Raw genomic sequence first — 24041 nt, forward strand, 5'->3', positions numbered from 1 at the left:
GGCCGTCAGCCGCTGCCGGGCGTCCTGGAGGGACTCCCGGAGTCCGCCGTGTACGGCGGTGTGGCCGGCGGTTCCGTGGAGACCGGTGCCGAGGGCGGGAACGTCGCCGGCGTACTCGTGCCGGACGGGGTGGAGGCCGGTGTGCCGCCGTGACCTGGCTCCGTCGTCCCGGGGGTGTTCGTGGGCGGGAGGAACGTGCTGGGGGCCGAGGTCGTCGGTGGCGAGGACGTCGGTGACGGGGACGCCGGTGACGGGGACGTCGGTGACGGCGTCGGACCGGTCGCCGGCGGGGGTGGGCGGTCGGCGGGCAGGGAACGCGACCCGGTGCCGGGCAGCAGGGCCAGCCCGATACTCAGCCCGGCCACGGCGAGGGCCGAGCCGCCGGCCCGCCACAGCATCCGGGTCCGGCGCCGGACCCGGATGCCCTCGTACAGGCGCGCCCGTTGTCCGGGCTCGAAGGGGGCAGGCCTCCGGCTGTCGTGCATCATGCGCGCCAGCTCGCGCTCGAAGTCGTCCATCGCTGCTCCCCTCATCCCACGGGCCGGACGGAGTCGGACAGGATCTTCCGCAGCCGCGCCACTCCGCGCGACGCGTGGGAGCGGGCGGTGCCCACCGGGCAGCCGAGGGCCTGCGCCACCTGGCCCTCCGGCAGGTCCTCGCAGTAGCGCAGCACCACCGCGGTCCGCTGCCGCGGCGGCAGCAGGGCCAGCGCGGCTTCCAGCCGGGAGCGTTCCGCGACGGCCGCGGACACATCTCCGGGGCCTGCCCGGTCGGGCAGTTCCCCCACCGGCCGCTCACCCCACCAGCGCCGGCGAGCCGAACGGGCCGCCAACCGCACCAGTACCTGGCGCACATACGCCTCCGGTGCCTGCTCGGCCACCTTCGGCCAGGCGAACCACAGCTTCACCAGGGCCTCCTGGACGAGGTCCTCGGCGCGCTGCCGGTCGCCGCCGGTGAGCAGACGCGCGACATGAAGCAGCGTCGACCAGCGAGCGGCCACGAACTCGTCGAAGCCGTCGGCCCGAAACCGCTCCATCCCCACCGTCCCGCGTGCGAGCAATCCCTTACACCCACACAAAGGCCCGGGACCCCGCGGGACGATGCACCCAAGAGCTGTGATCCACCTCACTTCTCCCACAGGAAAGGGCGGGCCGGGTGCTCCCGACCACCGGAAGGTGGTCGGGAGCACCCGGCCCGCCCTGGGGCGACACGTGGTGGCCGCGGCGAGGCGGCCGGTGGGCGGGACGGTCAGTGGCTGCCCGGCCCGCCGCCGCCGAACGACCCGCTGCTGCCGTCGTCCCAGCGCGGCCGCTCCTGCGAGGCGCCGGCCCGGCTGCCCGTGTTGCCGTGGCCGCTCAACTCGTGCGGGGTGAGGCGCTCGTCGCTTCTGGGGACCTCGTCCGGCTCACGCCGCTCCCGCACCTCCCGGACCGGGCCCTCTTCGGGCATCCGGGGCTGTTCCTCGGGCCGGGGCCTGCGGGTCGTGCTGTTCCCGGTCCGCCGGCTGCCGAGGACGAACATGCCGATCAGCAGGGCCAGTACGGCCACGGCCGCCACCCCCAGCCCGATGCCGAGGGCGCCGCGGCCCGCCGCGAGGTCGGCCGTCTCCATCCATGCGGTCTTCGTCATGGCTCGCGGGTACCCCCGGTCCCGGGCACGAACCGGCCCACCCTCCTCGCGACGGGGCACCCCGGCCCGCGCCGTATCCGCGCCGGAGCCACGTTTGACCGTCCGTACCCCGGCTACCCGCACGGTGTGACCACGACATCGCAGAAGGAGTTGGTCCGGTTCCTGGAGGACCGGTTCGCCTGCGCGCAGGCCTGCACCGAGTGCGCGCGTGCCTGCGCCACGCGGGCCGGTCTGGTGGACCCGGACGGCCCCGAGAACCAGGAACTCGTCCGGCGCAAGGGCATCATGTGCGCGGAGGTCTGCGACGCGACCTGCCGTGTGCTGTCCGAGCAGAACCAGGTGGACGAGGCGGCCCTCCGGATCCAGGTGGAATGGTGCCGTCAGATGTGCCTGGAGAGCGCTCAGGTCTTCGACCGGCATTCCGGCGCGGCGAAGACGGCCGAGGTGTGCCGTGACTGTGCCCGGGCCTGCACGGAGTTCCTCGCCACCCTGAACTGACCGGCCCCGGCCGCCCGAAGGCCGCCCGTCGTCCGGCACCGTACAAACTCGGGCGAGTTGTCGCCATACTGGACGAGCCAGGGGAGGGCGGACGGTAACGGGGGCGGGCGAGGAGATGGGGGACAGCGGGCTGATCCACGGCCGGTACCGGTTGTTCGACCGGATCGGACGCGGCGGCATGGGGGAGGTGTGGCGGGCGCGGGACGAGTCACTGGGCCGGCACGTGGCGGTGAAGTGCCTCAAACCCGTCGGTCCGCAGCACGACCAGGCGTTCGGCCGTGTGCTGCGCGAGCGGTTCCGGCGCGAGGCCCGGGTGGCCGCGGCCCTGCAGCACCGCGGGATCACCGTCGTACACGACTTCGGGGAGTCCGAGGGCGTTCTGTATCTGGTGATGGAACTGCTCCAGGGCCGCAACCTCAGCCAGATCCTGGAGGACAACCACCAGCAGCCGCTGCCGGTGGACGAGGTGGTGGAGGTCGCCGGGCAGGTCGCCGCGGCCCTCGCCTACACCCACGACCAGGGCGTCGTGCACCGCGATCTGAAGCCCGCCAACATCGTGCGGCTGGACGACGGCACCGTGAAGATCTGCGACTTCGGCATCGCCCGGCTCGGCCACGACATCGGCTTCACCTCACGGCTGACCGGCACCGGCGTCGCCATGGGAACCCCGCACTACATGTCGCCGGAGCAGATCAGCGGCACGGAGGTCGACCGGCGCAGCGACCTGTACTCCTTCGGCTGCGTGCTGTACGAAATCGCCACCGGCGTACCGCCGTTCGACCTCGACGACGCCTGGGCGATCCTCGTCGGCCACCGTGACACCCCGCCCCGGCCGCCGCGCGTCCACCGCGCCGAACTGCCCGAGCGCCTGGAGCGGATCATTCTGGACCTGCTGGCCAAGGAGCCGGCCGCCCGGCCGGACAGCGCCCGCGAACTCGCCGACCGCGTGGGAGCGTTGCGGGCCGTCCCGGCCGTGGTGGCGGCCGGCCGGCCGCTACTCACCGGTCCGCCCGGCACGCCGGGACACGCCGCCGGCCGGCGCACCGAGGAGCCCGCGCCGGTGGGGCGGGCGGCCCGGCTGCCGTCCTGGACGCGGGGTATGACCCCCGGTCACCAGGCGGCCGGCGCCGGACCGCGCACCGCACCCCCCGACCCGGCGGCCGGCCTGTCCGGCGAGTGGATCGCCCGCCCCGCCACCGGCGCCCGTCCGGGGCCCGTACCGCAGGAACGTCCCGCCCCGGATCCCCGGGCGCTGACCGCCCTGGCCGGGCGGCACAACGCGGGTCTGAGCCTCGGACGTCTCGGCCGCTGGACGGAGGCGGGGGAGGTGCACCGTGCGGTCGCCGCCGAGCGCGAGCACCACCTCGGTCCGGAACATCCCGACACCCTCGCCAGCCGCTACGAGGTCGCGTTCACGCTCAGCCGCACCGGCCGCGCCGCCGATGCCCTGCGCGAGTACAAGCAGGTGACCGAGGCCCGTATCCGCACGCTCGGCGCCGACCATCCGGACACCCTGGCCGCCCGCCAGGAGATGGCGTACGTCCTCGGCCGGCTGGGCCGTCCCTACGACGCCCACCAGGTCTATCTGTCGGTGCTCGCCGCCCGGGAGCGGACCATGGGACCCGACCACCCGGACACCCTGCGCTGCCGCCACAACCTCGCCTTCAACCTCAGCAGACTCGGCCGCCTTGAGGACTCGTACGGGATGGCGGCCGAGGTGGCGGCCGCCCGCGCCCGGGTCCTCGGACCCGAGCATCCCGACACCCTCGTCACCCGGTACGAGGTCGCCTACACGCTCGGCCGGCTGGGCCGCTGGACGGAGGCCCTGGAGACCTACCGCGAGGTGGCGGAGGCCCGCTCCAGGGCCCTCGGCCCCGACCACGCCGACACCCTCGCCGCCCGCTACGAGACGGGGGTCAGCCTGGGCCGGCTCGGCCGCACCGGCGAGGCCCTCGACCTCTACCGAGGCCTCGTCGAGGACCGCGGCCGCGTGCAGGGACCCACCCACCCCGAGACCCTGCGCGCCCGGCACGGCATCGGCGTCAACCTCGGCCGGCTCGGCCGCTGGACGGACGCCCTCGCCGAGTCCCGTGACGTGTGCGCCCTGCGCGAGCGGGTGCTCGGCCCCGACCACCCCGACACCCTGGTCAGCCGCCGTGAGGTCGCGGTCGGCCTGGGCTGGCTGGGCCGCTGGGCGGACGCGCTGACCGAGTACCGGGGGGTCGCCGACGCCCGCGAGCGGCTCCTCGGCGCGGATCACGCGGACACCCTCGCCGCCCGCAACGACGAGGCGCACTGCCTGGAGCGGCTGGGCCGGGGGAAGGAGGCGGCCGAGCTGTACCGCCGGGTGGCGGCACTGCGGCAGCAGCCGACGGCCGGCGGGGCGTGAGACGAGCCACCTCTGGCCGGTGCGGATCATCACGTGTTACGAAGAAACCATGACCGCACCCGAGGGATCCCGGACATACGACGCCGTCATCGTCGGCGGGGGCCACAACGGCCTCGTCGCCGCCGCCTACCTCGCCCGGGCCGGGCGCTCCGTGCTGGTGCTTGAGCGGCTGGACCACACCGGCGGAGCAGCGGTCTCCACCCGCCCCTTCACCGGTGTCGACGCCCGGCTGTCCCGGTACTCGTACCTGGTCAGCCTGCTCCCCCCGAAGATCGTCCAGGACCTGGACCTGGACTTCCGGCTGAGCACGCGCACCATCTCCTCCTACACGCCCACCGAGCGCGGCGGACGGCCCACCGGGCTGCTCGTCGGCGGCGGCGAGCAACGCACCCGCGAGGCCTTCGCCCGCCTCACCGGCTCCGAGGACGAGTACCGGGCCTGGCAGCGCTTCTACGACATGACCGGCCGCGTCGCCCGCCGCGTCTTCCCCACCCTCACCGAACCGCTGCCCACCCGCGACGAACTGCGCCGCACGGTCGACGACGAGGAGGCCTGGCGCACCCTCTTCGAGGAACCCATCGGTGTCGCCGTCGAGGAGCGCTTCGCCGACGACCTGGTGCGCGGCGTCGTTCTCACCGACGCCCTCATCGGCACCTTCGCCGACGCCCACGACCCCTCGCTCAAGCAGAACCGCTGCTTCCTGTACCACGTCATCGGCGGCGGCACCGGCGCCTGGGACGTGCCGGTCGGCGGCATGGGCGCCCTCACCGACGCGCTGGCCGGTGCCGCCCGCGCCGCCGGAGCGGTCATCGCCACCGGCCACGAGGCGGTGCGCATCGACACCGACGGCCGCACGGCCGAGGTGATCCACCGCACCGCCGACGGCGAGGGCGTCGCCACCGCACGGCACGTCCTGGTCAACGCCTCTCCGCGGGAACTGGCGGCGCTCACCGGCGACACGCCCCCGCCGCCCGCCGAGGGCGCCCAGCTCAAGGTGAACATGCTGCTCACGCGGCTGCCCCGACTGCGCGACAGCTCCGTCGACCCGCGCGAGGCGTTCGCCGGCACCTTCCACATCGCCGAGGGGTACGGCCAACTGGCCGCCGCGTACGACCGGGCCGCCGCCGGTGAACTCCCCGCCGCCCCGCCCTCCGAGATCTACTGCCACTCGCTCACCGACCCGACGATCCTCGGCCCGGACCTGGCCGCGCAGGGCTACCAGACCCTCACCCTGTTCGGACTCCACACCCCCGCGCGGCTGTTCGAGCGGGACAACGACGCCGTGCGCGAGGAACTGCTGAAGTCGACCCTCGCCCAGCTCGACGCCCATCTGGCCGAACCCCTCGCCGACTGCCTGGCCACCGACGCCGACGGACGCCCGTGCCTGGAGGCCAGGTCCCCGCTGGACCTGGAACGAGACCTCGGGCTGCCCGGCGGCAACATCTTCCACCGCGATCTCTCCTGGCCCCACGCCCAGGACGGCACCGGCCGCTGGGGCGTGGAGACCCGGCACGCCAATGTCCTGCTGTGCGGCGCGGGCGCGGTGCGCGGCGGCGGAGTGAGCGGAGTGCCGGGCCACAACGCCGCCATGGCGGTCCTGGAGGCAGGAGAGCACTGACCCGCCGGAGCACGTCTTCCGTGTCCCACCGGGCCGAGAGCCTCCGCGCCGAAGCGGACGACTCCGGGCGTAGTACTCTGACCGGAGTGGTGCGATGGCGTGCCCGACGGGCGGAGTGGTGCCAGTGGTGAGACGGAACGAGCAGCGGCGGGCCGCGCTGGTGGACGCGGCGATCGAGGTGCTGGCCAGGGACGGTGCCCGCGGGCTGACCTTCCGCGCGGTGGACACCGGGGCCGCCGTGCCGATGGGCACCGCGTCGAACTACTTCACCTCGCGCGACGACCTTCTCACCCAGGCCGGCGCCCGCGTCTACGAACGGCTCCAGCCCGACGAGGGGACGATCGCCAGGCAACAGACCGCCGGGAAGGACAGGGACGCCTACGTGACGCTGATGCGTGAACTGGTCGGCCGCATCGCCTCGTTCCGCACCGGCTACCTCGCCCTGCTCGAACTCCGGCTGGAGGCCACCCGCCGGCCGGAACTGCGCCGGGTGCTCACCGAACGCGTCCGTGCCGATGTCGAGGCCAATGTCGGCTACCACGAGGGATCGGGCCTGCCCGGCGACGCGACGGCCGTCAAGCTCCTCTATCTCGCGCTCAACTGGCTCATCGTCGAACAGCTCACCCTGCCGGACGTCTTCACACCGGCCGAGCGCGACCGGCTGGTGACGGCCGCGGTCGAGCGGATCGTCACCCCCGAATAGCCGGAGGGCCGGTCCTCGGTCCCGTTTCCCACGCGGATCCACGCCCCGCCGGAGCGTGCCCCCCGACCGCTCCGGCGTCACCGGGTCGGCCCTCTCGGCGTGCGGCAGCGAGGGCGGGAAGCCCTACTTTCTCCGTGGCCTGTCGGGGGGAGGACCCGGTCGCTAGGCTGACCGCGGACGACGAATCGGGAGGAGCACGGACGTGGCCGAGAGCACCACCCAGCAGCGCCCGCTCACGGGCTGGGACAAGCCGGACCTGGACCTGAGCAACGCGCAGTGGCAGTCCAGCAGCCGGGGCAGGGGCGATGTCCAGATCGCCTTCGTGGAAGGATTCATCGCGATGCGCAACAGCGGCCGCCCGGAAAGCCCCTCTCTGATCTTCACTCCCGCCGAGTGGGGCGCGTTCGTGTCGGGGGCCCGGGAGGGGGAGTTCGATCTGACGTGAGCGGCGCGACCGTCCGACGGCCGCCCGCCGCGGGGGAGTGTTCCCCGCGTTTTTCCGGACACGCGCGCTGAAGTGCCTTCCCCGGGCCGCGCCTGAGTCAGGCTGGCCCGGGGGAAGGCGAAGAACGTACTCCGGAGGCAAGGAACTGATGAGCACCCAGCCGGTCGTCGCGGCGGTCGACGGTTCGGAAGACAGTCTGCGTGCCCTCGAGTGGGCCCTCGACGCCGCCCGCCGGCGCGAGGCCCCGCTGCGGATCGTGCACGTACACCAGTACGGGCTCTGGACGCAGCCGGAGGTCGCGGCCGCCGGGCCGCCCGACCCCGACGAGGACCCCGTGCTCGACCAGGTGCGCGGTCACCTGGCGAAGCAGACCGAACTCCCGGCCGTCGAGTTCGTCGTGCTGGAGGGGGCGCCGGGGGCCCTGCTGCCCGAGATGGGGGCGACGGCCGGGTTGCTGGTGCTCGGTTCCCGGGGGCGAGGGGGTTTCGCCAGTCTGCTGCTCGGCTCCAATTCCCTGGCGGCGGCCCGTGACGCCGAGTGCCCCGTCGTGGTGGTGCCCCGCCCGGCGGAGGACGCCGGCGAACACCTGCCCTCGCGGGCCGGCCGTCCCGTGGTGGTCGGCATGAACGCCGACAGCCCCGACGAGGCGACGCTCGCCTTCGCTTTCGCCGAGGCCGCCCTGCGCGGTGTCCGGCTCCGGATCGTCGCCGCCTATCCGTGGCCGTTGCAGACCTGGATGCTGCCGGGGGAGATTCCTCCGCCGGACATCGACCAGGGCGCGGTCGAACACGAGACGCGGATTCTCGCCGAGGGGTCCCTCGCCCCGCTCCGGGAACGGCATGCCGGAGTCACCGCCGGGATCGAGGTGCTGCCGGGCGACGCGGCCGGTCATCTCGTCGAGGCCTCGAAGGACGCGGAGCTGGTCGTCGTGGGGCGTCATCGCCGCCGGCTTCTGGCTCCCGCCAGGATGATGGGATCGGTCACCCAGGCGGTACTGCTCCACGCCGAGAGCCCGGTGGCCGTCGTACCGCCCGCTCCGCCGGAGGAGTGACCCGGCGCGGCCGACGACCGGTCGTGCCGCCCCCCGCTCCGGCAGGGCCGGAGCGGGGTCCGAGGGCGGCCGGAGACCCCGCGCGGCGTCGAGCCGCGGATGTCCCCCCGTCTCGCCGTCCGCGCCCCCGCACCGCCCTGCGCACGCCCCCGCCCTCGCCGTCCCCCGTCGCTGCCGAGTCCCGTGGACGCGACCGGCCGGGAGCAGCCGCGCGCCTGCCACGTCCGACGCCGAGTGCGTGGCTTCCCGGGGGAACACCCCGCCGGGAGGGGGGTGAACCCTCCTGCGCCCACCGGGCCCGCGCGGGCCGGTCCGGGCACGTACCATGGCGGCATGTCGTTCCTCCGCCGCCGCAGTGCCACGCCCGCCGGGCCCGACTTCGACGTTCTGGCCATGGACCCGGGCGACTGGCCCGGCAATCTGGGCGCCGGGTTGCTGCCCGCCCCCGACGGAAGCTGCCAGGGTGTCTTCCTGCGGTACGACCTGTTCGGCGGCCGCGGCCCGGCGATGATCATCGGTAACCTGCCCGAGGACTCCCCGGCCCGGGACGTCCCCGAGGGGGAGGTCCCCTTCGAGGTCGGACAGCTGCTGCTGGCGCTGGAGAACGACGAGGAGGTGACCGTCGTCGGCACCGAGGACGTCCCCGTCATGCAGGGCGACAACCTGCTGATCGTGCGCCGCGTCAAGCTCTCCGAGGGCCGGATCTCCTGTGTGCAGTTCGACCGGAGCGACAACGTCCTGGTGACCATCGCCGCCTGGGACCGCCCCATCACGGACGACCTGTACGCCCTGCTCAAGCCGCTGCCCGCGGAACTGTTCCAGCAGGGCTGACAACACAGAGGGCCGGGTTCCCCATGGAACCCGGCCCTCGTCATGTCCCGCGGGTCCTGTGCGTCGCTACGGCGAGCTCACCGTGACGTCCGCCGCGCGTACGAAGCCGACCCGGTGGCCGAACTGGATCTCGTAGTACTGGTCCTCGCCCCGCACCACCCGGTGCGAGGCCCCGTCGAAGGTCACCGCGTAGTAGTACTCGCCGGGCACCTTGCCCCCGGTCACGTACTTCTGGCCCTGGAGCACGGTGTACGGCAGCGGCGACACCGCCTGCGCCGGCACCCCCTCCGGGTAGGCCTCCTTCTCCGGGTACGCCCTGCCGTAGACCGGCACGGAGTCGAGTCCCTCCCTCGGGGTCACGACCTGGCCCTTCGCGGGCACCGCGGTGTGGCGCTGCTCCGGGTTCCTGAACCACGCCTTCTGCCCGAGGTACCAGATGGCGGTCCAGTCGCCCCAGCGGTCGGCGACGGCGTACTGCTGGCCCGTGGAGACCCGTGAGGACAGATCGTTCACCCCGGTGGTCGGGGCCGAGCCGAGGCCGATGTCCCGGATCAGCGGGGAGCTCTCGTCGTGGTCGGAGTACAGCCGCACCGCGCTGGACCCGTGTGTCGCGCAGGGCTCGCCCACGCCCTCGCAGCCGGTGAAGACCGGCCGGTTGGCGGCGTAGTCGGGCCGGATCGTGACCACGCCGGAGTGCTTGCCGGCCGTCGCCTTCAAGGGACGGCCCAGCAGCTCGAAGTAGTGCCGCCAGTCCCAGTACGGCCCGGGGTCGGTGTGCATGCCCGGGACGTTCGCCGCGGTCGGCCCCGGCACCGTGTCGTGGCCGAGGATGTGCTGCCGGTCCAGCGGGATGTCGTACTTCCTGGCGAGGTACTTCACCAGCCGGGCCGAGGACCGGTACATCGCCTCGGTGTACCAGGCGTCGGGGTTCGCCAGGAAACCCTCGTGCTCGAGGCCGATCGACCCCGCGTTGACGTACCAGTTGCCCGCGTGCCAGGCCACGTCCTTCGCCTTCACGTGCTGGGCGATATGGCCGTCCGTGGAACGCAGACTGTACTGCCAGGACACATAGGTGGGGTCCTGCACCATGTCGAGGACGCCCTCCCAGGCGCCCTCCGTGTCATGGACGACGATGTAGCGGATCGGCTGCGAGGCGGGGCGGTCACCGAGGTCGTGGTTGCCGTAGTCGCCGTCCCCGAACTCCTCGTACGGCGCCGGGATCCACTCGCAGGACACGGTTCTCGGGCATTCCGTCCCGGCGGCGGAGGTCTCGCGCAGTCCCGCGCGGGTCAGGGCCGAGGTGTCGGGCGCGAGGTCCGGGCGGGCGGCCAGCGCGATCCGCTGCCCCGCGTCGGTGACCCGTTCCTGGCCGGAGCGGATCACCTCGTACACCTCGTTCGCGTACGTCTGTGCCGACGCCGTGTCGTCCGCGCCGGAGAAGAGCGCCACCGCCGCGTACCAGTCGGCGGGATCCCCGCTCCTGGGCTGTCCCAGCTGCCGCTGTGCCTCGGCCAGCAGCGCGGCGCCGCCCGCCACGTTCGCGGCCGGATCCTCGCGCAGCCGTTCGGGGCTCAGGCCGGTCAGCCGGGCCGCCTTCGGCAGGGTGGTGAGCCGGTCCGGCAGCTCGGTGGTGCCCGGTGCCGGGGCCCCCGGACGCAGCGGCGGGCGGGCGTCGTCGCCGCGGGGGTCCTCCGTGCCCTCGCCGTGGTGGTCGGCCGCGGCGAGCGCGGTGCGGGCGTCGGTGAGATGCATCGGCCCGTAGCCGCCGGTCACGCTCGGGGCGCCGCCGTGCCCGTCCCAGCGGGACTGCAGATAGGAGACGCCCAACAGCACACTCTGCGGTACGTCGTACTCGGCGGAGGCGGCCGCGAAGGCCTGTTGCAGGCGTGCGGTGGCCGGCGGCGCCGGGGTGGGCGCGGCGCCCAGCAGGGGCAGGGTCAGGGCAGCCGCGGCGAGTGCGCGCAGCGCGAGATGCCGCGAGTGGGGGAGGGCGGCGCGTCGTGACGGCCCGGCCGTGCGGCCGGGGTCGGTGGGGGGTTGTCGCAATGCATCCTCCTGGGACGGACGGGGCACGGATTGCCGCGCGGAGCCGAGCGGTGCGTGTCAGTGCTACCGGTCAGCCGATCATCCGTCAATCATGCCCAGGAGGGCGTCACTTCCCTTGTCGATCGTGGTGTGCGGCTCTTTCGTGGCGGGTCGTGGCGGGGCCTGCGACGCGTCAGTGGTGGAGGCCAATGGCCGTACGCCGGGCACGGCGCCGGGACACGGAACCGCCCGTTCGTCAGCGGGTGCCCACCGCCGCTCGTACCGCCCGGCGGGCCAGTTGGCAGTCGTCGTGCAGGCGCCGCAACAGCAGCCGCTGTTCCTCACCGGAGGGGCCGACGGCTGGGTGCCCCGCCGGTACCGCCTCGTGCATCGAGCGCTGCAGGGCCGTCTCGTACGTACGGATCTCCCGGGTCAGTACCAGCATCAGATTGACCAGGAACGCGTCGCGCGAGGCGAGCCCGGCCGACTGGGCGATCTGGCTGATCTGGCGCCGGGCCACCGGCGCGTCCCCGAGGACCGACCACAGTGTCGCCAGGTCGTAGCCCGGCAGGTACCACCCGGCGTGCTCCCAGTCCACCAGTACGGGACCGGCCGGTGAGATCAGGATGTTCGAGAGCAGCGCGTCGCCGTGGCAGAACTGGCCCATGCCCTGCCGCCCGGTCGCCAGCGCGATGCCGTGCAGCAGCTTCTGCAGGTCGCCGAGGTCCCGGTCGGTGAGCAGCCCCAGCTCGTGGTAGCGGGAGATGCGGGCCGCGTAGTCCAGCGGGGCGTCGAACGTCCCGGCGGGCGGCCGCCAGGAGTTCAGCCGGCAGATCGCGCCGAGGGCGGCCCTGATGTCCGCCCGCGGCGGTGCCTCCGCCGGGTGCCGCTGGAGGGCCGCCACCCGGCCGGGCAGCCGCTCGATCACCAGCGTGCAGTTGTCCGGATCCGCCGCGATCAGCCGGGGCGCCCGCACAGGCGGGCGGTGCCGGACGAACGAGCGGTATGCCGCTATTTCGTGGCGGATGCGCTCACTCCACGCCGGGGAGTGGTCCAGTAAGCACTTGGCGACCGCGGTGCTGCGGCCCGTGGTACCGACCAGGAGGACGGACCTGCCGGTGCGGCGCAGCACCTGGACCGGGGCGAACTCCGGGCAGATGCGGTGCACCGAGGCGATCGCGGAGCGCAACTGGGCGCCCTGCGGACCGGACAGGTCGAGCCGCCCGCTGAGCGGCTGGGTGCCCGGTCCCGCGGTGCGCCGTACGCCACCCGCGCCGAGCACCGGGGGCGCCGGGCGCGCGGGGGAGAGGTAGGGGCCGCTGTCCGACGGACGCGGACGCAGCGGCCGGGGCGGGGCGGACACGGAGGACGATGCTGCGTACATGGGTGATACAGATCCCTTCGTGTGCCTGCGACGTCAGTGCACCACCCGCCCCGGCCGCCCGGCACACCCTGGGGGAATGTCCCTGCGGCGACGGGGTCGTGGTGGCGCGTTCCTACTGGACACCCGATGGCCCCTGGCACACCATCTGGCGCACCCTGGCGAACCCTGGCGAATAGTCGCCCGGCAACCCGCACCGGGCTACTGTCAACTCAGCCGAGAACCTGGGGGCTTGACGTGAGCGGACAACCCAACACCCGGCTCTCGGACCTGTTCGGCCTGGCCGGCTGGTCCAAGGGCGAACTCGCGAGGCTGGTCAACCGGCAGGCGGCGGCCATGGGCCACCCCCAGCTGGCGACCGACACCTCCCGGGTGCGGCGGTGGATCGACATGGGAGAGATCCCGCGCGATCCCGTACCGCGGGTGCTGGCGGCTCTGTTCACCGAGCGTCTCGGCCGTGTCGTGACCATTGAGGATCTCGGTCTGGTCCGGCACGGGCGTACGGGGAAACGGCCACGCCCCGGGAGTGCGGAACATCCCGACGGAGTGCCGTGGGCGCCCGAGCGGACAGCCGAGGTCCTCACCGAATTCACGGGAATGGACCTCATGCTCAACCGACGCGGCCTGGTGGGCGCGGGCGCCGCGCTCACCGCGGGCTCCGCACTCAGCAGCGCCATGCACGACTGGCTGCACACCGATCCGGCCCTGACCGCCGACGCTCCCCGTCTCCACGATCCCCTGCGCGCCGACCCCGCCGGGTTCGACCGCTACGAGGCCGCCCCGATCGGCTCGCAGGAGATCGAGGAACTGGAGCGCTCCGTGGAGGTGTTCCGTGCCTGGGACGCCGCCCGGGGCGGCGGCCTCCAGCGCAAGGCGGTGGTCGGCCAGCTCAACGAGGTGGGCGGCATCCTCGCCTACCACCATCCACCCCATCTCCAGCGGCGCCTGTGGGGCGTCGCCGCCAACCTCGCCGTGCTCGCCGGCTGGATGTCGCACGACGTCGGCCTGGAACCCACGGCCCAGAAGTACTTCGTCATCGCCGCCCACGCGGCCCGGGAGGGCGGCGACCGACCGCGTGCCGGTGAGGCGCTGTCCCGGGCGGCTCGTCAGATGGTGCATCTGGGCAGGCCCGACGAGGCCCTGGACCTGATGAAGCTCGCCCAGTCGGGATCGGGCGAGGAGGTGCTGCCGCGCACCCGCGCGATGTTCCACACCATCGAGGCCTGGGCGCAGGCGTCCATGGGCAAGGGGCAGGCGATGCGCCGCACCCTGGGCCGCGCCGAGGACCTGTTCGTCTCCGACAAGGGGGACGTGCCGCCGCCGAACTGGATGCAGCTGTTCAACGAGGCGGACCTGTACGGCATGCAGGCCCTGGCGTACCGGACGCTCGCGGAGTTCGAGCCGGACGCGGCCGCGCACGCCCAGCACTACGCGGACAAGGCACTGGCCCTGAGGGTCGAGGCACAGCAGCGGTCGAAGATCTTCGACTTCCTGTCCATGGCCTCCGCCTGCTTCATCGCCGACGATCCCGAACAGGCGGACCGGTTCGCGCGTCTCGCGCTGGTGTCGATGGGACAGAACTCCTCGCGCCGTACCTGGGACCGGCTGCGTGAGATGTACCGGCTCACCGCCGAGTACTCCTCCTACCCGAGGATCCAGGAACTCAGGGAGGAGATCGAGCTGGCGCTGCCCAAACCCAGGGGCAAGGACGGCAGCGTCCGGGCCTGAAAGTCCCCTCGCGCGGGGTCGCTACGAGGCGACCCGGGCCACCAGCACGCAGGCGTGGTCCTCGCGCTCCCCGTCGCCGAACTCCCGTATCACGGCCCGGACGCAGTCCTGGGCGGTGCGGGCCCCGGCGAAATCGGGAGCGAGACGGAGGAGTTGTGGGACGGCGGTGTCTCCGGCATGCCCGGGCACCAGCCCGTCGGTGTGCACCAGCAGCAGATCGCCGGCCTCGAGGGTCTCCTCGGTCTGTCCGTAGGCGGCGCCCGGGGTGGCGCCGAGCGGCATGCCCCGCGGCGCTTCCAGCGCCCGCCCCGTCCCGCCGCGGAACAGCAGCGGGGCGGGGTGTCCGGCCTGTGCCCACACCAGGGAGCGGGTCAGGGGCCGGTATCTCAGGCAGACGGCGCTGCCCAGGACCGGCTGCGCGGAGACGTCCAGTAACCGGTTCAGGCAGGCGAGCAGGGGTCCCGGTTCGGTGCCGGTCATCGCCATGCCGCGCACGGCGCCCAGCAGCATCGCCAGGCCGGAGGCCGCGCCGATCCCGTGTCCGCTCAGTTCGCCCATGCTGAGCAGGGTGCCGGTGCCGGGCAGTTCCAGGGCGTCGTACCAGTCACCGGCGACCGGCGCGAGTGCCGAGGGCGGCACACGGGCGGCGGCGATGTCCAGGGCCCGCGGCCCGTCGTGCGGGAGCCGCAGGGAGCCGCGCCATGGTGGCAGCACGGCCTCCTGCAGTTCGACCGCGAGCCGGTGCTCGGTCTGCGCGGCGGCGTTCCGGTGGCGGTGCAGCGAGTCACGGGTCTCGCTCACCGCCCGCCGGGAGCGGCGCAGTGCACTGACGTCGCGCAGCACCGCCCACATCGAGACGGTGCTGCCGTCGGCGCCGAGTACCGGTTCGCCCATCATGTGCACCGTGCGTACGCCGTCGTCCGCACGCAGGACACGGAACTCCCCGTCGATCGGCCGGCCGTCGACCAGACAGCCGGTGACCATGGCCGTCAGCCCGGGCCGGTCCTCGTCGAGGACCAGCGACGGCAGTTCGTCGAGGGAGAGCGGGGGAGCGGCCGGGTCGCGGCCCAGGATGCGGTACAGCTCGCCGGACCAGCTCACCTCGTCCGTGAGCAGGTTCCACTCCGCACTGCCGACCCGGCTGAGCAGGGAGTCGTGCCGCCGCGGCGTGGCGGCTCCCGCGGCGGCCGGCCCCTGAACGGGGAGCGCGTCGTCGCGCAGCTGGGCGAGGTGCCGGTCCAGGTCGTCGAGCTGGTGCAGTGCCAGGTCGTACAGCGCGCGCCGCCAGCGCTCCCCAAGGTCCGCCTCGTCGGCCGGCGCGTCACCGCGTACGGCGTCCACGTCGCCCTTGAGCCGCCGGGTCTGCGAGATGAGCGCATCGACCGGGCCGCGTGAGGGCGGCTGGGCGGCTGGGCGGTCCGCGGAGAGGTGGGACGGCATGACGCACTCCGATGCGGGACGGTTCGGCCTTCGGGCCGGCGGAGGAACCGTTACGACTGTCGCACAGCCCACCACAGCCCGTAAGGGATTCGGCAACACACGATAAGGCGGTGCCCATGGCATATGCCACCGTCTTCTCGGAGTTACCCGGAGGTATCGGCCCGATGCCGGATCGGTGTGTCAACTGCCATGGTACTCAAGTGACTTGAGATTCCTTCGGGCCGACAATCCCGCCCACTCGTACGTTCGACGCTCAGGTGTTTGTTCCGGAGTGACCGGTTGGTAACCCCGCACTCGGACCGCGGGCTCGCCCCGCGCTCGGCACCGCGCTCAGTAGCGCAGGACCGCGGCCATCCCGTCCGCGTCCCCGAGGGTGCCGTCCGGCACGAAGCGGACCTCGGCGCCCGTCTCCAGACACTGCTCGACGATCTCGTCCACGATGTCCTCGCGGGCGTCCAGCTCGCCCTCCTCGGCGACGACGAGATGGTTGCCGTCGTCGCGCACCGTGATCCGGTAGTTCTCCTCGACGGCCAGCAGCCGGATCCGGCCCTCCCGGGCGCTCTGCCACAGTTCGTCGACCCCGGCCGCGAACTCCTTGCGTCCGCGGGCCGATTCCAGTGACCGGGCCACGTTCTCGGCGCTCTTGCGTGCCTCCTCCTCGAGTACGGGGAGCACGGCCTGCCACACCGCCTCGTGCGTCCCGTTCGCGAGCCCGCCGTGCGGGATCTGCACGGCGCCGCCGGCCACGCTGCCGGCCTCGTCGAGCAGCGACAGGGCGGCGGGATCGCCGGTGATGTACAACGGCCGCGGGTGGCGGCGCAGGAGCGCGCCCATCGCCGTGTCGGCCTCGCGCAGGAACCGGCGGGTGTCCTCGTCCCGGAAGTTGCTCGGCTGGTCGCCCACCCGCTCCTGCCGCTCGGGGTCGAAGTTGGGCTCCTCGCGGACGAGCGGGAAGCCGCCGGCGCGTTCCTCGGTCACCCGGTCCACCCCGCCGCTCCACAGGGTGACCCGGTCGGCGGACACGGACAGCACCCAGAACGGCCGCTCCGCCGTGTGGGCGGAGACGAGGTTGCGGGTCAGGAAGGTGTCCGAGAGGACGACCCGCTCGGGCACGCTGCGGGCGAGGGACCACACCTGGTGTTCGCCCGGGGCGGCGAAGATGGCCAGGCCGTCCTCGGGGTGGGTCAGGTCGACCTCCGCCAGCGCCCGGTCCAGTTGCCGGGCCACGTCGGTGCGCCGGTCCCGGGTGACCGCTGGGTCCTCCTCCAGCTTCTTCTTGGCCTCGGCCACGATGTTGCGCAGCCGGACTCTGTTCTGGCCCTGGCTGTTGAGGGGCTCGCGCCGGTGCGTCGGCGTCAGCAGGGACACCGCGGGGTAGGGGCGCGGGCGGCGAAGCTCGGCAAGGGTCGCGGGACTCAGATCGTGCTCCATGACAGCACCATAGGGCGAATTCCGCGGCAGGGCATTTGGGACAAAGATCCCGGTGTGCGCGTACCGGCCGGGACGGCGGTCGGGGGTGCGCGCCCAGGGGGAAGCGGGCGCCGATGGCACACCTGGAGGCGTACGGCGCGTCGACGCGCGGACCGTCGCGTCCGCCTGTCGTGGGTGGGGCGGGTGGTGCTCCCCGCCGGCCGGCGTACGCCGGTCACCGGCCGCGGTCGGCCCGGCCGGTTCCGCGTGAGGGAGCGAGAGCATCCGGTCGCGCCGCGACTTCGTGGCCGTACACGCGCGCACCGGGGGCGGTGAGGAGTACGGGGCGTGGCGTCCGGGTGACCGGTCAGACCCGGCCGTCGTCCTCGGCACCGCAGGAACTCCCGCTCGGCGGCAGGGAGCCGTACAGCAGGAAGTCGTCGATCGTGCGGTGGACGCACTCGGACGAGCCGTAGCCGGTGTGGCCCTCGCTCCGGTTGTCCAGCACCACCGCCGGGGAGCCGAGCCGTTCGGCCGTCTGCACCGTCCAGCGGTACGGCGTGGCCGGGTCTCCCCGGGTGCCGACCAGCAGCATCTCCGGCGTGTCGAGATCCTTGACCTCCTCCCGGATGTAGTCGGTGCCCCGGGGCCGCCCGTAGCAGAGCACCACCTGGGCGAGCCGGTACCGGCCGAAGACCGGTGAGGCCTCCTCGTAGGCGGTCCGCAGCCGGGCCAGGTCCCGGGTCAGCCGCTCGGCGTCCGGCCGGTCGGGGTCGTCCGCGCAGTTCACCGCCATCAGCGCCGCCGGCAGATTGTCCAGCGGCACGTCCTCCGGGTCGGCCAGGGGCTCGTCGGCCCGCTGCGGCGCGGGCAGCCCCGCCCCGCCGGTCGCGAGGGCCTCCACGCCGCTGGTGTCCCCGTCCTCGATGAGCTGGGCGAGCGCCCGTTGCAGCAGCGGCCACAGCTCCTTGGTGTAGAGCCCCTGTCCTATGGCACCGGCCAGGTCCTGCCCGGTGAACTCGTAGCCGAAGTCGGTCGGCACCGGGTTCTCGTCGAGCGAGCCGACCAGGTCCACGACCTGTGCGCGGGCGTCGCGCGCGTCCTGCCCGAACGGGCAGGCGAGGTCCCCGGTGCACCACGTGAGGAAGTTCTCCAGAGCGGTCTGCTGCCCCCGCGCGCCCGCCAGCCCCTGCTCGGTGAGCGGCTCGGTCAGGGTGTCCACGCCGTCCAGCGCCATGCGCCCCACCTTCTGGGGAAACCGGGCGGCATACACCGCCCCGAGCCGGGTCCCGTAGGAGAATCCCAGGTAGTTGAGCTTCTTGTCGCCGAGTGCCTGGCGCATCACATCCAGGTCGCGGGCCACGTCCACGGTGCCGATGTGGTCGAGGACGGGGCCCGAGTGCTCGACGCACTCGGCGGCGACCTCCCGCAACTGCCGCAGCGTCTCACGCGGATCGGCGATCTCCTCGCCGTCGGTCGCCTCCAGCGCCCGACCGGTCGCCTCGGCGCCGCAGCTGACCGGTGCGGAGCGGCCGACGCCGCGGGGATCGAAGGAGACCACGTCGTAGCCGTCCGTCAGACCCATGAAGTCCTTGCGTCCTTGCGCGAGTCCCATCACTCCCGAGGCTCCCGGGCCGCCGAAGTTCAGCACCACCGAACCCCGGGGAGCACTTGAGGCCCGGTAGCGGGCGAGGGCCAGGTCCAAGGTGCCCTTGCCCGGGTCCGCGTAGTCGAGAGGAACGGTGATCTTCCCGCACTGCATGTCCTTGGGCAGGTCCAGGCCGCCCTCGCACCCCGCCCACTCGATCTTCTGGTCGTAGAACCGGTCGAGATCCGGTCCGGAGCGGCCGGCCGCCGTCAGGCCGGTGCCCAGCAGGGCCAGCCCGACCGCCCCGGCGGCCGCGCAGCGCCCGACCGAGGGGTACGCCGCGTACCGGCTCGGACGGCTTCGCTTGGTCAGCTTGGCCAGCATCGGTGCCTCCAGGGACGCCCCGACCGGCGCCCTCGCTCACCATAGGCGGGCCGCGGGACCCCCGCCCGTCGGCCGCACGGCGGTGCCTTGGTGGCCCGGACCGTGCGTTCGTCCGTCGTGAGTTCGACGGACTTTGCCCGGAGTTCGAGCGTCGGTGCCCCCGATGGGGTGAATCGGCTGCGGCATACGGATGAGCCATAACCCGGATGCCACAACAGCGTTCTATCCGGTGCGGGCGAGCGCTCGCGACCATGTCTGGAAGGGCAGGGAACCTATGAGACGGGTTACCCGAAACGGTGTGATCGCCGTCGCCGCCGCGTCGGGCGCCATGGCCGTGGCGGTGCCGGCGCACGCCGGCACCGGGGCGGACGGCGTCACGGCCGGTTCACCGGGGGTGGTGGCAGGGAACGCCGTCCAGCTCCCGGCGCACCTCCCGGTGAACGTGTGCGGGAACACGGCGAACGTGGTGGGCCTCCTCAATTCCGCCGCCGGCAACACCTGTGTCAACGAGGACGTGAGGGAGCAGGCCGCCTCGGCCGGTTCCTCCAGCGGCTCCTCCGCCGCTTCGTCCAGCGCTTCGTCCACCGGTTCCTTCACCGGGGCAAAGGCCGGGAGCGGCACGCACGGCTCCTCGGGCGTCGTGTCCGGCAACGGGGTACACCTGCCGGTGGATCTCCCGGTCCAGGTCAGCGGCAACGGCGTGCACGTCGTCGGCGCCGGCAATGCGGCCACCGGCAACACCTCCACGAACACCTCGGCCGAGCGCCACGGCCGCCCGGACCGGCCCGAGCCCTCGGCACCCCCGCGCACCCTTCCGGCCCCGGCGACGCACACGGTCGCTCAGGAGCCCGTCGCCCTGGCCGAGACGGGGGCCGACCGGACCCTTCCGGTTCTCGGGACCGGTGCCGCGCTCTTCCTGGCCGGTGTGGCGCTGTACCGCCGCGCCCGCCCGCGGACGGACGGCTGACCCCGGTCCGGGTTCCGGACGGCCCGCGGCGCCCCCGGCCCGGGGCCTGTCCGGCGGATCATGCCGGAGGCGCGGGGCCCGGCATGCCCACCCGCGACCGCCCGGAAGGCGTGGGAGGCGCACCTCCACGGCGTTGTCCTCGGTCACCGGTGCCCTGCGTCGCCGTGCGGCCGGCCGCACCCGACCCGCTCGCCGGCGGCCGCGAAAGCCGTCGGTTCCCGCGACCGCTTGATCCGCGGTCAGGCCCTGAACAGGTCCTGTCACGGAGATGGCGCCCGCTGCCGCCCTCCGGGCGACGGCGCCACCTTCGCGACCGGCCCCAAGGGTTGACGTCAGGCTGACGTCCGCCCCGGGACGCCCGGCACGCACTCTCGCCGCACCGGCCGAAAGCCCGGGTACGCCCAGGACGAGGCCTTCCGCCCGGCACGCCGATCAGCACGCACCGGACCCCGCGAGGCCGCCCTCCGGGCGACGACGGGGTCCGACGACAGCCCCTAGCCGCGTGCGCGGTAGAAGCGTTGGTGCAACTGCCTGATCTCCTCGGTCAGTCCGGGGATGGGCCCCGCCACGGTCACACCCGGGGCGATCTCCGACACGGGCAGCGTCCGCACCGGCGGGGCGGGCACCCCCAACTCCGTCAGCCAGGACGCCAGCTGCTCGGAGGAGGCGACGTACACGATGCGCCCAAGGCCCACCCAGGCGTGCGCGGCGGCGCACATCGGGCAGTGCTCTCCGGAGGTGTACACCGTGGCCGCGGCCCGCTCGTCGGGGCTCATCCGGGCCGCCGCCCAGCGTGCCAGCTCGAACTCCGGGTGCCGGGTCCGGTCCCCGGAGGCCACGCGGTTGTGGTCCTCGGCGAGCACCGTGCCGTCCCCGCCGACCAGGACCGAACCGAACGGCTCGTCACCCGACTCCAGCGCCTCGGCCGCCAGCTCCACACAGCGCCGCAGGTACGGCAGTTCGTCGTCCCTCACGGACGTCCCGACCATGGTCCTGCCTCCTTGCGACGCATCGATCCACCGCCACCCTAATCCCGTTGCCCCCGGCACGGGCTCATGGTGAGGTCGACCGCATGGACAACGCCGCCGTACTCGCCCTGTTCGACCGTGACATGCGCGAGAGGGCGCGGCCCGACGGCCCCGGCGCCCATGTCGAACGGGTCGGCGCCGTGGTGCGCCAGACCGCTCCCGCGCACGGCTGGAACGGTGTCGTCTGGTCCGCCCTGGAGCACGCCGACGCCGACGCGGTGATCGCGGACCAGATCGCGTACTTCGCCGGACTCGGCCGCGAGTTCGAGTGGAAGCTGTACGGCCACGACCTGCCCTCGGATCTCGGCCGGCGGCTCGTCGCGGCCGGGTTCACACCCGGGCCGGACGAGACGCTCATGATCGGTGAGATCTCCGGGCTCACTCTCGACGCCCGCCCGCCCGAGGGCGTCCGCCTGGTGTCCGTCACCGACCGGTTCGGTGTCGACCTGGTGGCCGACGTGCACGAGAAGGCGTTCGCCGCCGACGCCTCCCGGTTCCGCCGACAGTTGCTCGACCAGCTGACCGCCGCTCCCGGGACCGTCGTCGCCGTCGTCGCCCTGGCAGGTGACGAGCCCGTCGGGGCGGCCCGTATGGAGCTGACTCCGGGTGCCCGGTTCGCCGGGCTGTGGGGCGGCGGCACCGTACGGGACTGGCGTGGGCGGGGCATCTACCGGGCCCTCGTGGCCCACCGGGCCCGGATCGCCGCGGACCGAGGCTACCGCTACCTCCAGGTGGACGCCTCCGGACAGAGCCACCCCATTCTCGAACGCCTCGGCTTCGCCGCCCTGGCCAGGACGACTCCGTACATGTACGTGCCGGGACCGCGGTGACGCCCGGTCCGTGCGGGCCGCGCCGGGGTGGTTATCGGCCGTGCGGCCGATGTCGTCGGCCCGGGGGTGCTCGACTCCACGCTGGGCAGCGCCGTGTTCCCGGGCGCGATCACCGGCGAAGAGGGGCCGGGCATCGGCGACATCGGCCTGCCGCACTGCTCCACCGACATCGAGGACGAGGCCGCCGCTCCGGCCGCGCTCGGCGAGCGGCCCGAGGGCGACGGGCGGGCCTGGCACCTGCCCACCGCTCCCGCCGTCAGCACCCGCGAGGAGGCGCGCGCCTTCGGGCCGCCGAGCCGCAGATCCTGGACTCCACGACCTTCGAGCCGGCCTTCGGCATGGCGCCGACGCCGCTCGAAGGCCGTGGACGCGACGGTCACCCGGTACGAGCAGTGGCTGTCAAACTGTCCCGTCCGTGACGCCGTAGGCGACGGGAGCCGTCGCGGTCGTCATCGGCCGGCCTTCGACCGGTCCAGGGCGGCCACCCCCACCGCGGCGAGACCGATCTGTATCAGCCACTCCGCCCAGTCGACGCCGTCGGTGTCGGCGACCCCGAAGCCCGCTGCGATCGCCGACCCGATGAGCGCGGCGACGATGCCGACGAGGATCGTCCACAGAATCCCGATGCGCTGCCGTCCCGGGACCACGAGTCGGCCCAGGACGCCGATGACAATGCCGATGACGATGGCACTGATGATGCCGCCGATCTCCATTTGCCCGTTCTCCTCACGTCGTCCGGTGCCGTGCTTCTGCCCCCTCCCCGCGTGAACAGTCCGGGCCGGACGCGAAAGGGCCGGTCCGCGGTTGCCGCGGACCGGCGCAGGGCTCTCCTTCCGCCGCGGGTCTACTGCTTGGGCGCGCTCCTGGCCGCCGTGACGGCGCAGACCGCGCCCAGCACCACGGCGAGGGCGCCGATGACGACGTTGTTCCAGATCACGCCGGCGTCAGGACTGCTGCCGACGATCCACGGCGAGATGATCATCCACGCGCCCAGGGCGCACATGGCCCAGCTGAGGCCGTACATGCGCGCCGGAGCCGCGGTGAACCCCAGGGCGAGCAGACCGATCGCGATGCCCACGACGAGGTTGTGGGTCACGAGTGCCGGCTGGCTCGTCGTGTAGTGGAGGATCCACGGGGACACCGCGCAGTAGAGGCCGAGCAGGAACACCGGACCGTCCACGAGGGCCACATCGCGGCCGCCGAGCATACGGTCGTACCGTGCCCGCATTTCCGGCGCATCGGGATGACTCGCGATGTCACCGCGCGGGTGCGAGACGTTGGCCATGAGTCGTCTCCTTCGACTAACGGGCCTGACCGCTTCTAGCGGTGTGCGGTAAGTGCCGCGCTCTCCCATTCTGTACTTATTTTTCCCTTATGTGTAGAGCCTGGCGGGGAGCGGGTCGGCGAGGGGGGCGGTTCTCGGGGGCTTCTATAGGGTGATCCCGTGGCCACAGCAGACGACGCGGAGCGGCAGACGGCGGGACGGGGCGGTGTCCCGGCGCCGGAGGCGGCCGACCTTCAGGCCTTCGCCGTCCAGCTGCGCCGGATGAACGCCGAGATCAACCGCATGGTCCACGGCTTCGCGCACCGCAAGGGGCTGCACGCCACCGACGTCCAGGCGCTCGCGGCGATCCTGGACGCCGAGGAGCCGATGACCCCGGGCCGTCTCAAGGAGCACCTCGGGCTCACCTCGGGAGCGGTGACCGCGTGCGTGGACCGGCTGGAGCGCGCGGGGCATGTCACCCGGGTCCGGGAGAGCAGTGACCGCAGGGTGGTCCACCTGTACTACGCGGCCGACGCCAAGACGGCGGCCCGGACCTACTTCCGTCCGCTCGCTCAGGCCGCGGGTTCGGCCCTCGCCCGCTTCGAGGGTGCCGAACTCGCCGTCGCTCTGAGGTTTCTGACCGCGCTGAACGAGGAACTGGCGCTCCGTGACGCCTCCGGGCGTCCCTGACCTCCCGTCGCCCGCGCTGCCCGTTCCGGGTGAACCGTTCTGACCGGACCGTCCGTCCTGCTAGATCCGGCAGGGCCGGCGTGGTCTACGATCACAACCGCAATCTATTTCAATTATTGAGATAGTTTTTCATTCAGATGAT

General features: G+C 73.2%; 22 protein-coding genes and 1 pseudogene. 12 read left to right on the forward strand and 11 right to left on the reverse strand.

All coding sequences use genetic code 11. The annotated features are described in order from the left end of the window. Positions 1 to 5: 5 nt before the first annotated feature. The 3 genes from ACIF9R_RS22515 to ACIF9R_RS22525 all read right to left on the reverse strand — a co-directional run bounded on the left by ACIF9R_RS22515 (position 6) and on the right by ACIF9R_RS22525 (position 1629). On the reverse strand, positions 6 to 518 hold the full coding sequence (locus ACIF9R_RS22515; protein WP_399982872.1) for a cellulase: 513 nt from the start codon (positions 516 to 518) through the stop codon (positions 6 to 8). A gap of 11 nt (positions 519 to 529) precedes the next feature. Continuing rightward, positions 530 to 1036, reverse strand: a complete 507-nt coding sequence (locus ACIF9R_RS22520) for a SigE family RNA polymerase sigma factor (RefSeq protein ID WP_399982874.1) — start codon at positions 1034 to 1036, stop codon at positions 530 to 532. A 212-nt stretch (positions 1037 to 1248) separates the two neighbouring features. Next, positions 1249 to 1629: a DUF6479 family protein gene (locus ACIF9R_RS22525; RefSeq protein WP_399982877.1), complete on the reverse strand. Its 381-nt coding sequence runs from the start codon at positions 1627 to 1629 to the stop codon at positions 1249 to 1251. A 126-nt stretch (positions 1630 to 1755) separates the two neighbouring features. On the opposite strand from ACIF9R_RS22525, the gene ACIF9R_RS22530 reads away from it, so the two are divergent. The 7 genes from ACIF9R_RS22530 to ACIF9R_RS22560 all read left to right on the forward strand — a co-directional run bounded on the left by ACIF9R_RS22530 (position 1756) and on the right by ACIF9R_RS22560 (position 9164). Then, positions 1756 to 2127, forward strand: a complete 372-nt coding sequence (locus ACIF9R_RS22530) for a ferredoxin (protein WP_399982880.1) — start codon at positions 1756 to 1758, stop codon at positions 2125 to 2127. A 115-nt stretch (positions 2128 to 2242) separates the two neighbouring features. Continuing rightward, complete coding sequence (locus ACIF9R_RS22535) at positions 2243 to 4516, forward strand: tetratricopeptide repeat protein (protein ID WP_399982883.1); 2274 nt, start codon at positions 2243 to 2245, stop codon at positions 4514 to 4516. A 49-nt stretch (positions 4517 to 4565) separates the two neighbouring features. After that, positions 4566 to 6134: a phytoene desaturase family protein gene (locus tag ACIF9R_RS22540; protein ID WP_399982885.1), complete on the forward strand. Its 1569-nt coding sequence runs from the start codon at positions 4566 to 4568 to the stop codon at positions 6132 to 6134. Between the two features lie 124 nt (positions 6135 to 6258). Further along, the gene (locus ACIF9R_RS22545; protein WP_399982887.1) at positions 6259 to 6837 is read left to right on the forward strand and encodes a TetR/AcrR family transcriptional regulator; all 579 of its coding nucleotides are present in this window, start codon (positions 6259 to 6261) and stop codon (positions 6835 to 6837) included. A 202-nt stretch (positions 6838 to 7039) separates the two neighbouring features. Beyond that, positions 7040 to 7282 carry a DUF397 domain-containing protein gene (locus ACIF9R_RS22550; RefSeq protein ID WP_145870994.1) on the forward strand — a complete coding sequence of 81 codons (243 nt, stop codon included), beginning with the start codon at positions 7040 to 7042 and terminating at the stop codon, positions 7280 to 7282. Positions 7283 to 7430: 148 nt separating this feature from the next. Further along, positions 7431 to 8333 carry a universal stress protein gene (locus ACIF9R_RS22555; RefSeq protein ID WP_399982889.1) on the forward strand — a complete coding sequence of 301 codons (903 nt, stop codon included), beginning with the start codon at positions 7431 to 7433 and terminating at the stop codon, positions 8331 to 8333. 333 nt (positions 8334 to 8666) lie between these two features. After that, positions 8667 to 9164, forward strand: coding sequence for a hypothetical protein (locus tag ACIF9R_RS22560; protein ID WP_399982892.1), 498 nt, complete (start codon positions 8667 to 8669; stop codon positions 9162 to 9164). Between the two features lie 66 nt (positions 9165 to 9230). On the opposite strand, the gene ACIF9R_RS22565 is transcribed toward ACIF9R_RS22560, so the two are convergent. Both ACIF9R_RS22565 and ACIF9R_RS22570 read right to left on the reverse strand, forming a co-directional pair. After that, the gene (locus ACIF9R_RS22565; RefSeq protein ID WP_399982895.1) at positions 9231 to 11210 is read right to left on the reverse strand and encodes an N-acetylmuramoyl-L-alanine amidase; all 1980 of its coding nucleotides are present in this window, start codon (positions 11208 to 11210) and stop codon (positions 9231 to 9233) included. A gap of 235 nt (positions 11211 to 11445) precedes the next feature. Beyond that, complete coding sequence (locus ACIF9R_RS22570; RefSeq protein ID WP_399982897.1) at positions 11446 to 12573, reverse strand: aminoglycoside phosphotransferase family protein; 1128 nt, start codon at positions 12571 to 12573, stop codon at positions 11446 to 11448. Positions 12574 to 12807: 234 nt separating this feature from the next. On the opposite strand from ACIF9R_RS22570, the gene ACIF9R_RS22575 reads away from it, so the two are divergent. Next, positions 12808 to 14298: a hypothetical protein gene (locus ACIF9R_RS22575; protein WP_399982899.1), complete on the forward strand. Its 1491-nt coding sequence runs from the start codon at positions 12808 to 12810 to the stop codon at positions 14296 to 14298. Between the two features lie 21 nt (positions 14299 to 14319). Here the strand turns inward: ACIF9R_RS22575 and ACIF9R_RS22580 are convergent, their stop codons facing one another. The 3 genes from ACIF9R_RS22580 to ACIF9R_RS22590 form a co-directional block, all read right to left on the reverse strand. Beyond that, positions 14320 to 15738 (reverse strand): PP2C family protein-serine/threonine phosphatase, encoded by a 1419-nt coding sequence (locus ACIF9R_RS22580; RefSeq protein ID WP_399982901.1) that lies wholly within the window; start codon positions 15736 to 15738, stop codon positions 14320 to 14322. 330 nt (positions 15739 to 16068) lie between these two features. Then, positions 16069 to 17169 (reverse strand): chemotaxis protein, encoded by a 1101-nt coding sequence (locus tag ACIF9R_RS22585; protein WP_399982903.1) that lies wholly within the window; start codon positions 17167 to 17169, stop codon positions 16069 to 16071. 346 nt (positions 17170 to 17515) lie between these two features. Then, positions 17516 to 19120 carry an alpha/beta hydrolase gene (locus ACIF9R_RS22590; protein WP_399982906.1) on the reverse strand — a complete coding sequence of 535 codons (1605 nt, stop codon included), beginning with the start codon at positions 19118 to 19120 and terminating at the stop codon, positions 17516 to 17518. 274 nt (positions 19121 to 19394) lie between these two features. On the opposite strand from ACIF9R_RS22590, the gene ACIF9R_RS22595 reads away from it, so the two are divergent. Further along, the gene (locus ACIF9R_RS22595; RefSeq protein WP_399982908.1) at positions 19395 to 20087 is read left to right on the forward strand and encodes a chaplin; all 693 of its coding nucleotides are present in this window, start codon (positions 19395 to 19397) and stop codon (positions 20085 to 20087) included. Positions 20088 to 20581: 494 nt separating this feature from the next. On the opposite strand, the gene ACIF9R_RS22600 is transcribed toward ACIF9R_RS22595, so the two are convergent. Continuing rightward, on the reverse strand, positions 20582 to 21076 hold the full coding sequence (locus ACIF9R_RS22600; protein WP_399982911.1) for a nucleoside deaminase: 495 nt from the start codon (positions 21074 to 21076) through the stop codon (positions 20582 to 20584). 83 nt (positions 21077 to 21159) lie between these two features. Between ACIF9R_RS22600 and ACIF9R_RS22605 the strand changes: the two genes are divergently transcribed. Next, positions 21160 to 21945, forward strand: coding sequence for a GNAT family N-acetyltransferase (locus tag ACIF9R_RS22605; RefSeq protein ID WP_399982913.1), 786 nt, complete (start codon positions 21160 to 21162; stop codon positions 21943 to 21945). Between the two features lie 9 nt (positions 21946 to 21954). Next, positions 21955 to 22347, forward strand: a pseudogene (locus tag ACIF9R_RS22610) (epimerase); the annotation flags it as partial. 47 nt (positions 22348 to 22394) lie between these two features. On the opposite strand, the gene ACIF9R_RS22615 reads toward ACIF9R_RS22610, so the two are convergent. Both ACIF9R_RS22615 and ACIF9R_RS22620 read right to left on the reverse strand, forming a co-directional pair. Continuing rightward, positions 22395 to 22658 carry a GlsB/YeaQ/YmgE family stress response membrane protein gene (locus tag ACIF9R_RS22615; protein ID WP_399982915.1) on the reverse strand — a complete coding sequence of 88 codons (264 nt, stop codon included), beginning with the start codon at positions 22656 to 22658 and terminating at the stop codon, positions 22395 to 22397. 131 nt (positions 22659 to 22789) lie between these two features. Then, a complete protein-coding gene (locus ACIF9R_RS22620) occupies positions 22790 to 23230 on the reverse strand; it encodes an SPW repeat protein (RefSeq protein ID WP_399982918.1) in 441 nt (146 codons plus the stop codon). A gap of 159 nt (positions 23231 to 23389) precedes the next feature. Between ACIF9R_RS22620 and ACIF9R_RS22625 the strand changes: the two genes are divergently transcribed. Continuing rightward, positions 23390 to 23899, forward strand: coding sequence for a MarR family winged helix-turn-helix transcriptional regulator (locus tag ACIF9R_RS22625; RefSeq protein WP_399982920.1), 510 nt, complete (start codon positions 23390 to 23392; stop codon positions 23897 to 23899). Positions 23900 to 24041 lie beyond the last annotated feature (142 nt).

This window comes from Streptomyces sp. NPDC086080 (assembly GCF_044540255.1).
Lineage (GTDB): Bacteria > Actinomycetota > Actinomycetes > Streptomycetales > Streptomycetaceae > Streptomyces.

What these genes read in the sequence shown, in the direction of transcription:
- ACIF9R_RS22555 (WP_399982889.1), top strand. Translation starts at nt 7,431, where the DNA reads ATGAGCACCCAGCCGGTCGTCGCGGCGGTCGACGGTTCGGAAGACAGT.
- ACIF9R_RS22605 (WP_399982913.1), top strand. Translation starts at nt 21,160, where the DNA reads ATGGACAACGCCGCCGTACTCGCCCTGTTCGACCGTGACATGCGCGAG.
- ACIF9R_RS22600 (WP_399982911.1), bottom strand. Translation starts at nt 21,076, where the DNA reads ATGGTCGGGACGTCCGTGAGGGACGACGAACTGCCGTACCTGCGGCGC.
- ACIF9R_RS22595 (WP_399982908.1), top strand. Translation starts at nt 19,395, where the DNA reads ATGAGACGGGTTACCCGAAACGGTGTGATCGCCGTCGCCGCCGCGTCG.
- ACIF9R_RS22525 (WP_399982877.1), bottom strand. Translation starts at nt 1,629, where the DNA reads ATGACGAAGACCGCATGGATGGAGACGGCCGACCTCGCGGCGGGCCGC.
- ACIF9R_RS22570 (WP_399982897.1), bottom strand. Translation starts at nt 12,573, where the DNA reads ATGTACGCAGCATCGTCCTCCGTGTCCGCCCCGCCCCGGCCGCTGCGT.
- ACIF9R_RS22590 (WP_399982906.1), bottom strand. Translation starts at nt 19,120, where the DNA reads ATGCTGGCCAAGCTGACCAAGCGAAGCCGTCCGAGCCGGTACGCGGCG.
- ACIF9R_RS22585 (WP_399982903.1), bottom strand. Translation starts at nt 17,169, where the DNA reads ATGGAGCACGATCTGAGTCCCGCGACCCTTGCCGAGCTTCGCCGCCCG.
- ACIF9R_RS22620 (WP_399982918.1), bottom strand. Translation starts at nt 23,230, where the DNA reads ATGGCCAACGTCTCGCACCCGCGCGGTGACATCGCGAGTCATCCCGAT.
- ACIF9R_RS22540 (WP_399982885.1), top strand. Translation starts at nt 4,566, where the DNA reads ATGACCGCACCCGAGGGATCCCGGACATACGACGCCGTCATCGTCGGC.
- ACIF9R_RS22615 (WP_399982915.1), bottom strand. Translation starts at nt 22,658, where the DNA reads ATGGAGATCGGCGGCATCATCAGTGCCATCGTCATCGGCATTGTCATC.
- ACIF9R_RS22560 (WP_399982892.1), top strand. Translation starts at nt 8,667, where the DNA reads ATGTCGTTCCTCCGCCGCCGCAGTGCCACGCCCGCCGGGCCCGACTTC.
- ACIF9R_RS22535 (WP_399982883.1), top strand. Translation starts at nt 2,243, where the DNA reads ATGGGGGACAGCGGGCTGATCCACGGCCGGTACCGGTTGTTCGACCGG.
- ACIF9R_RS22580 (WP_399982901.1), bottom strand. Translation starts at nt 15,738, where the DNA reads ATGCCGTCCCACCTCTCCGCGGACCGCCCAGCCGCCCAGCCGCCCTCA.
- ACIF9R_RS22515 (WP_399982872.1), bottom strand. Translation starts at nt 518, where the DNA reads ATGGACGACTTCGAGCGCGAGCTGGCGCGCATGATGCACGACAGCCGG.
- ACIF9R_RS22520 (WP_399982874.1), bottom strand. Translation starts at nt 1,036, where the DNA reads ATGGAGCGGTTTCGGGCCGACGGCTTCGACGAGTTCGTGGCCGCTCGC.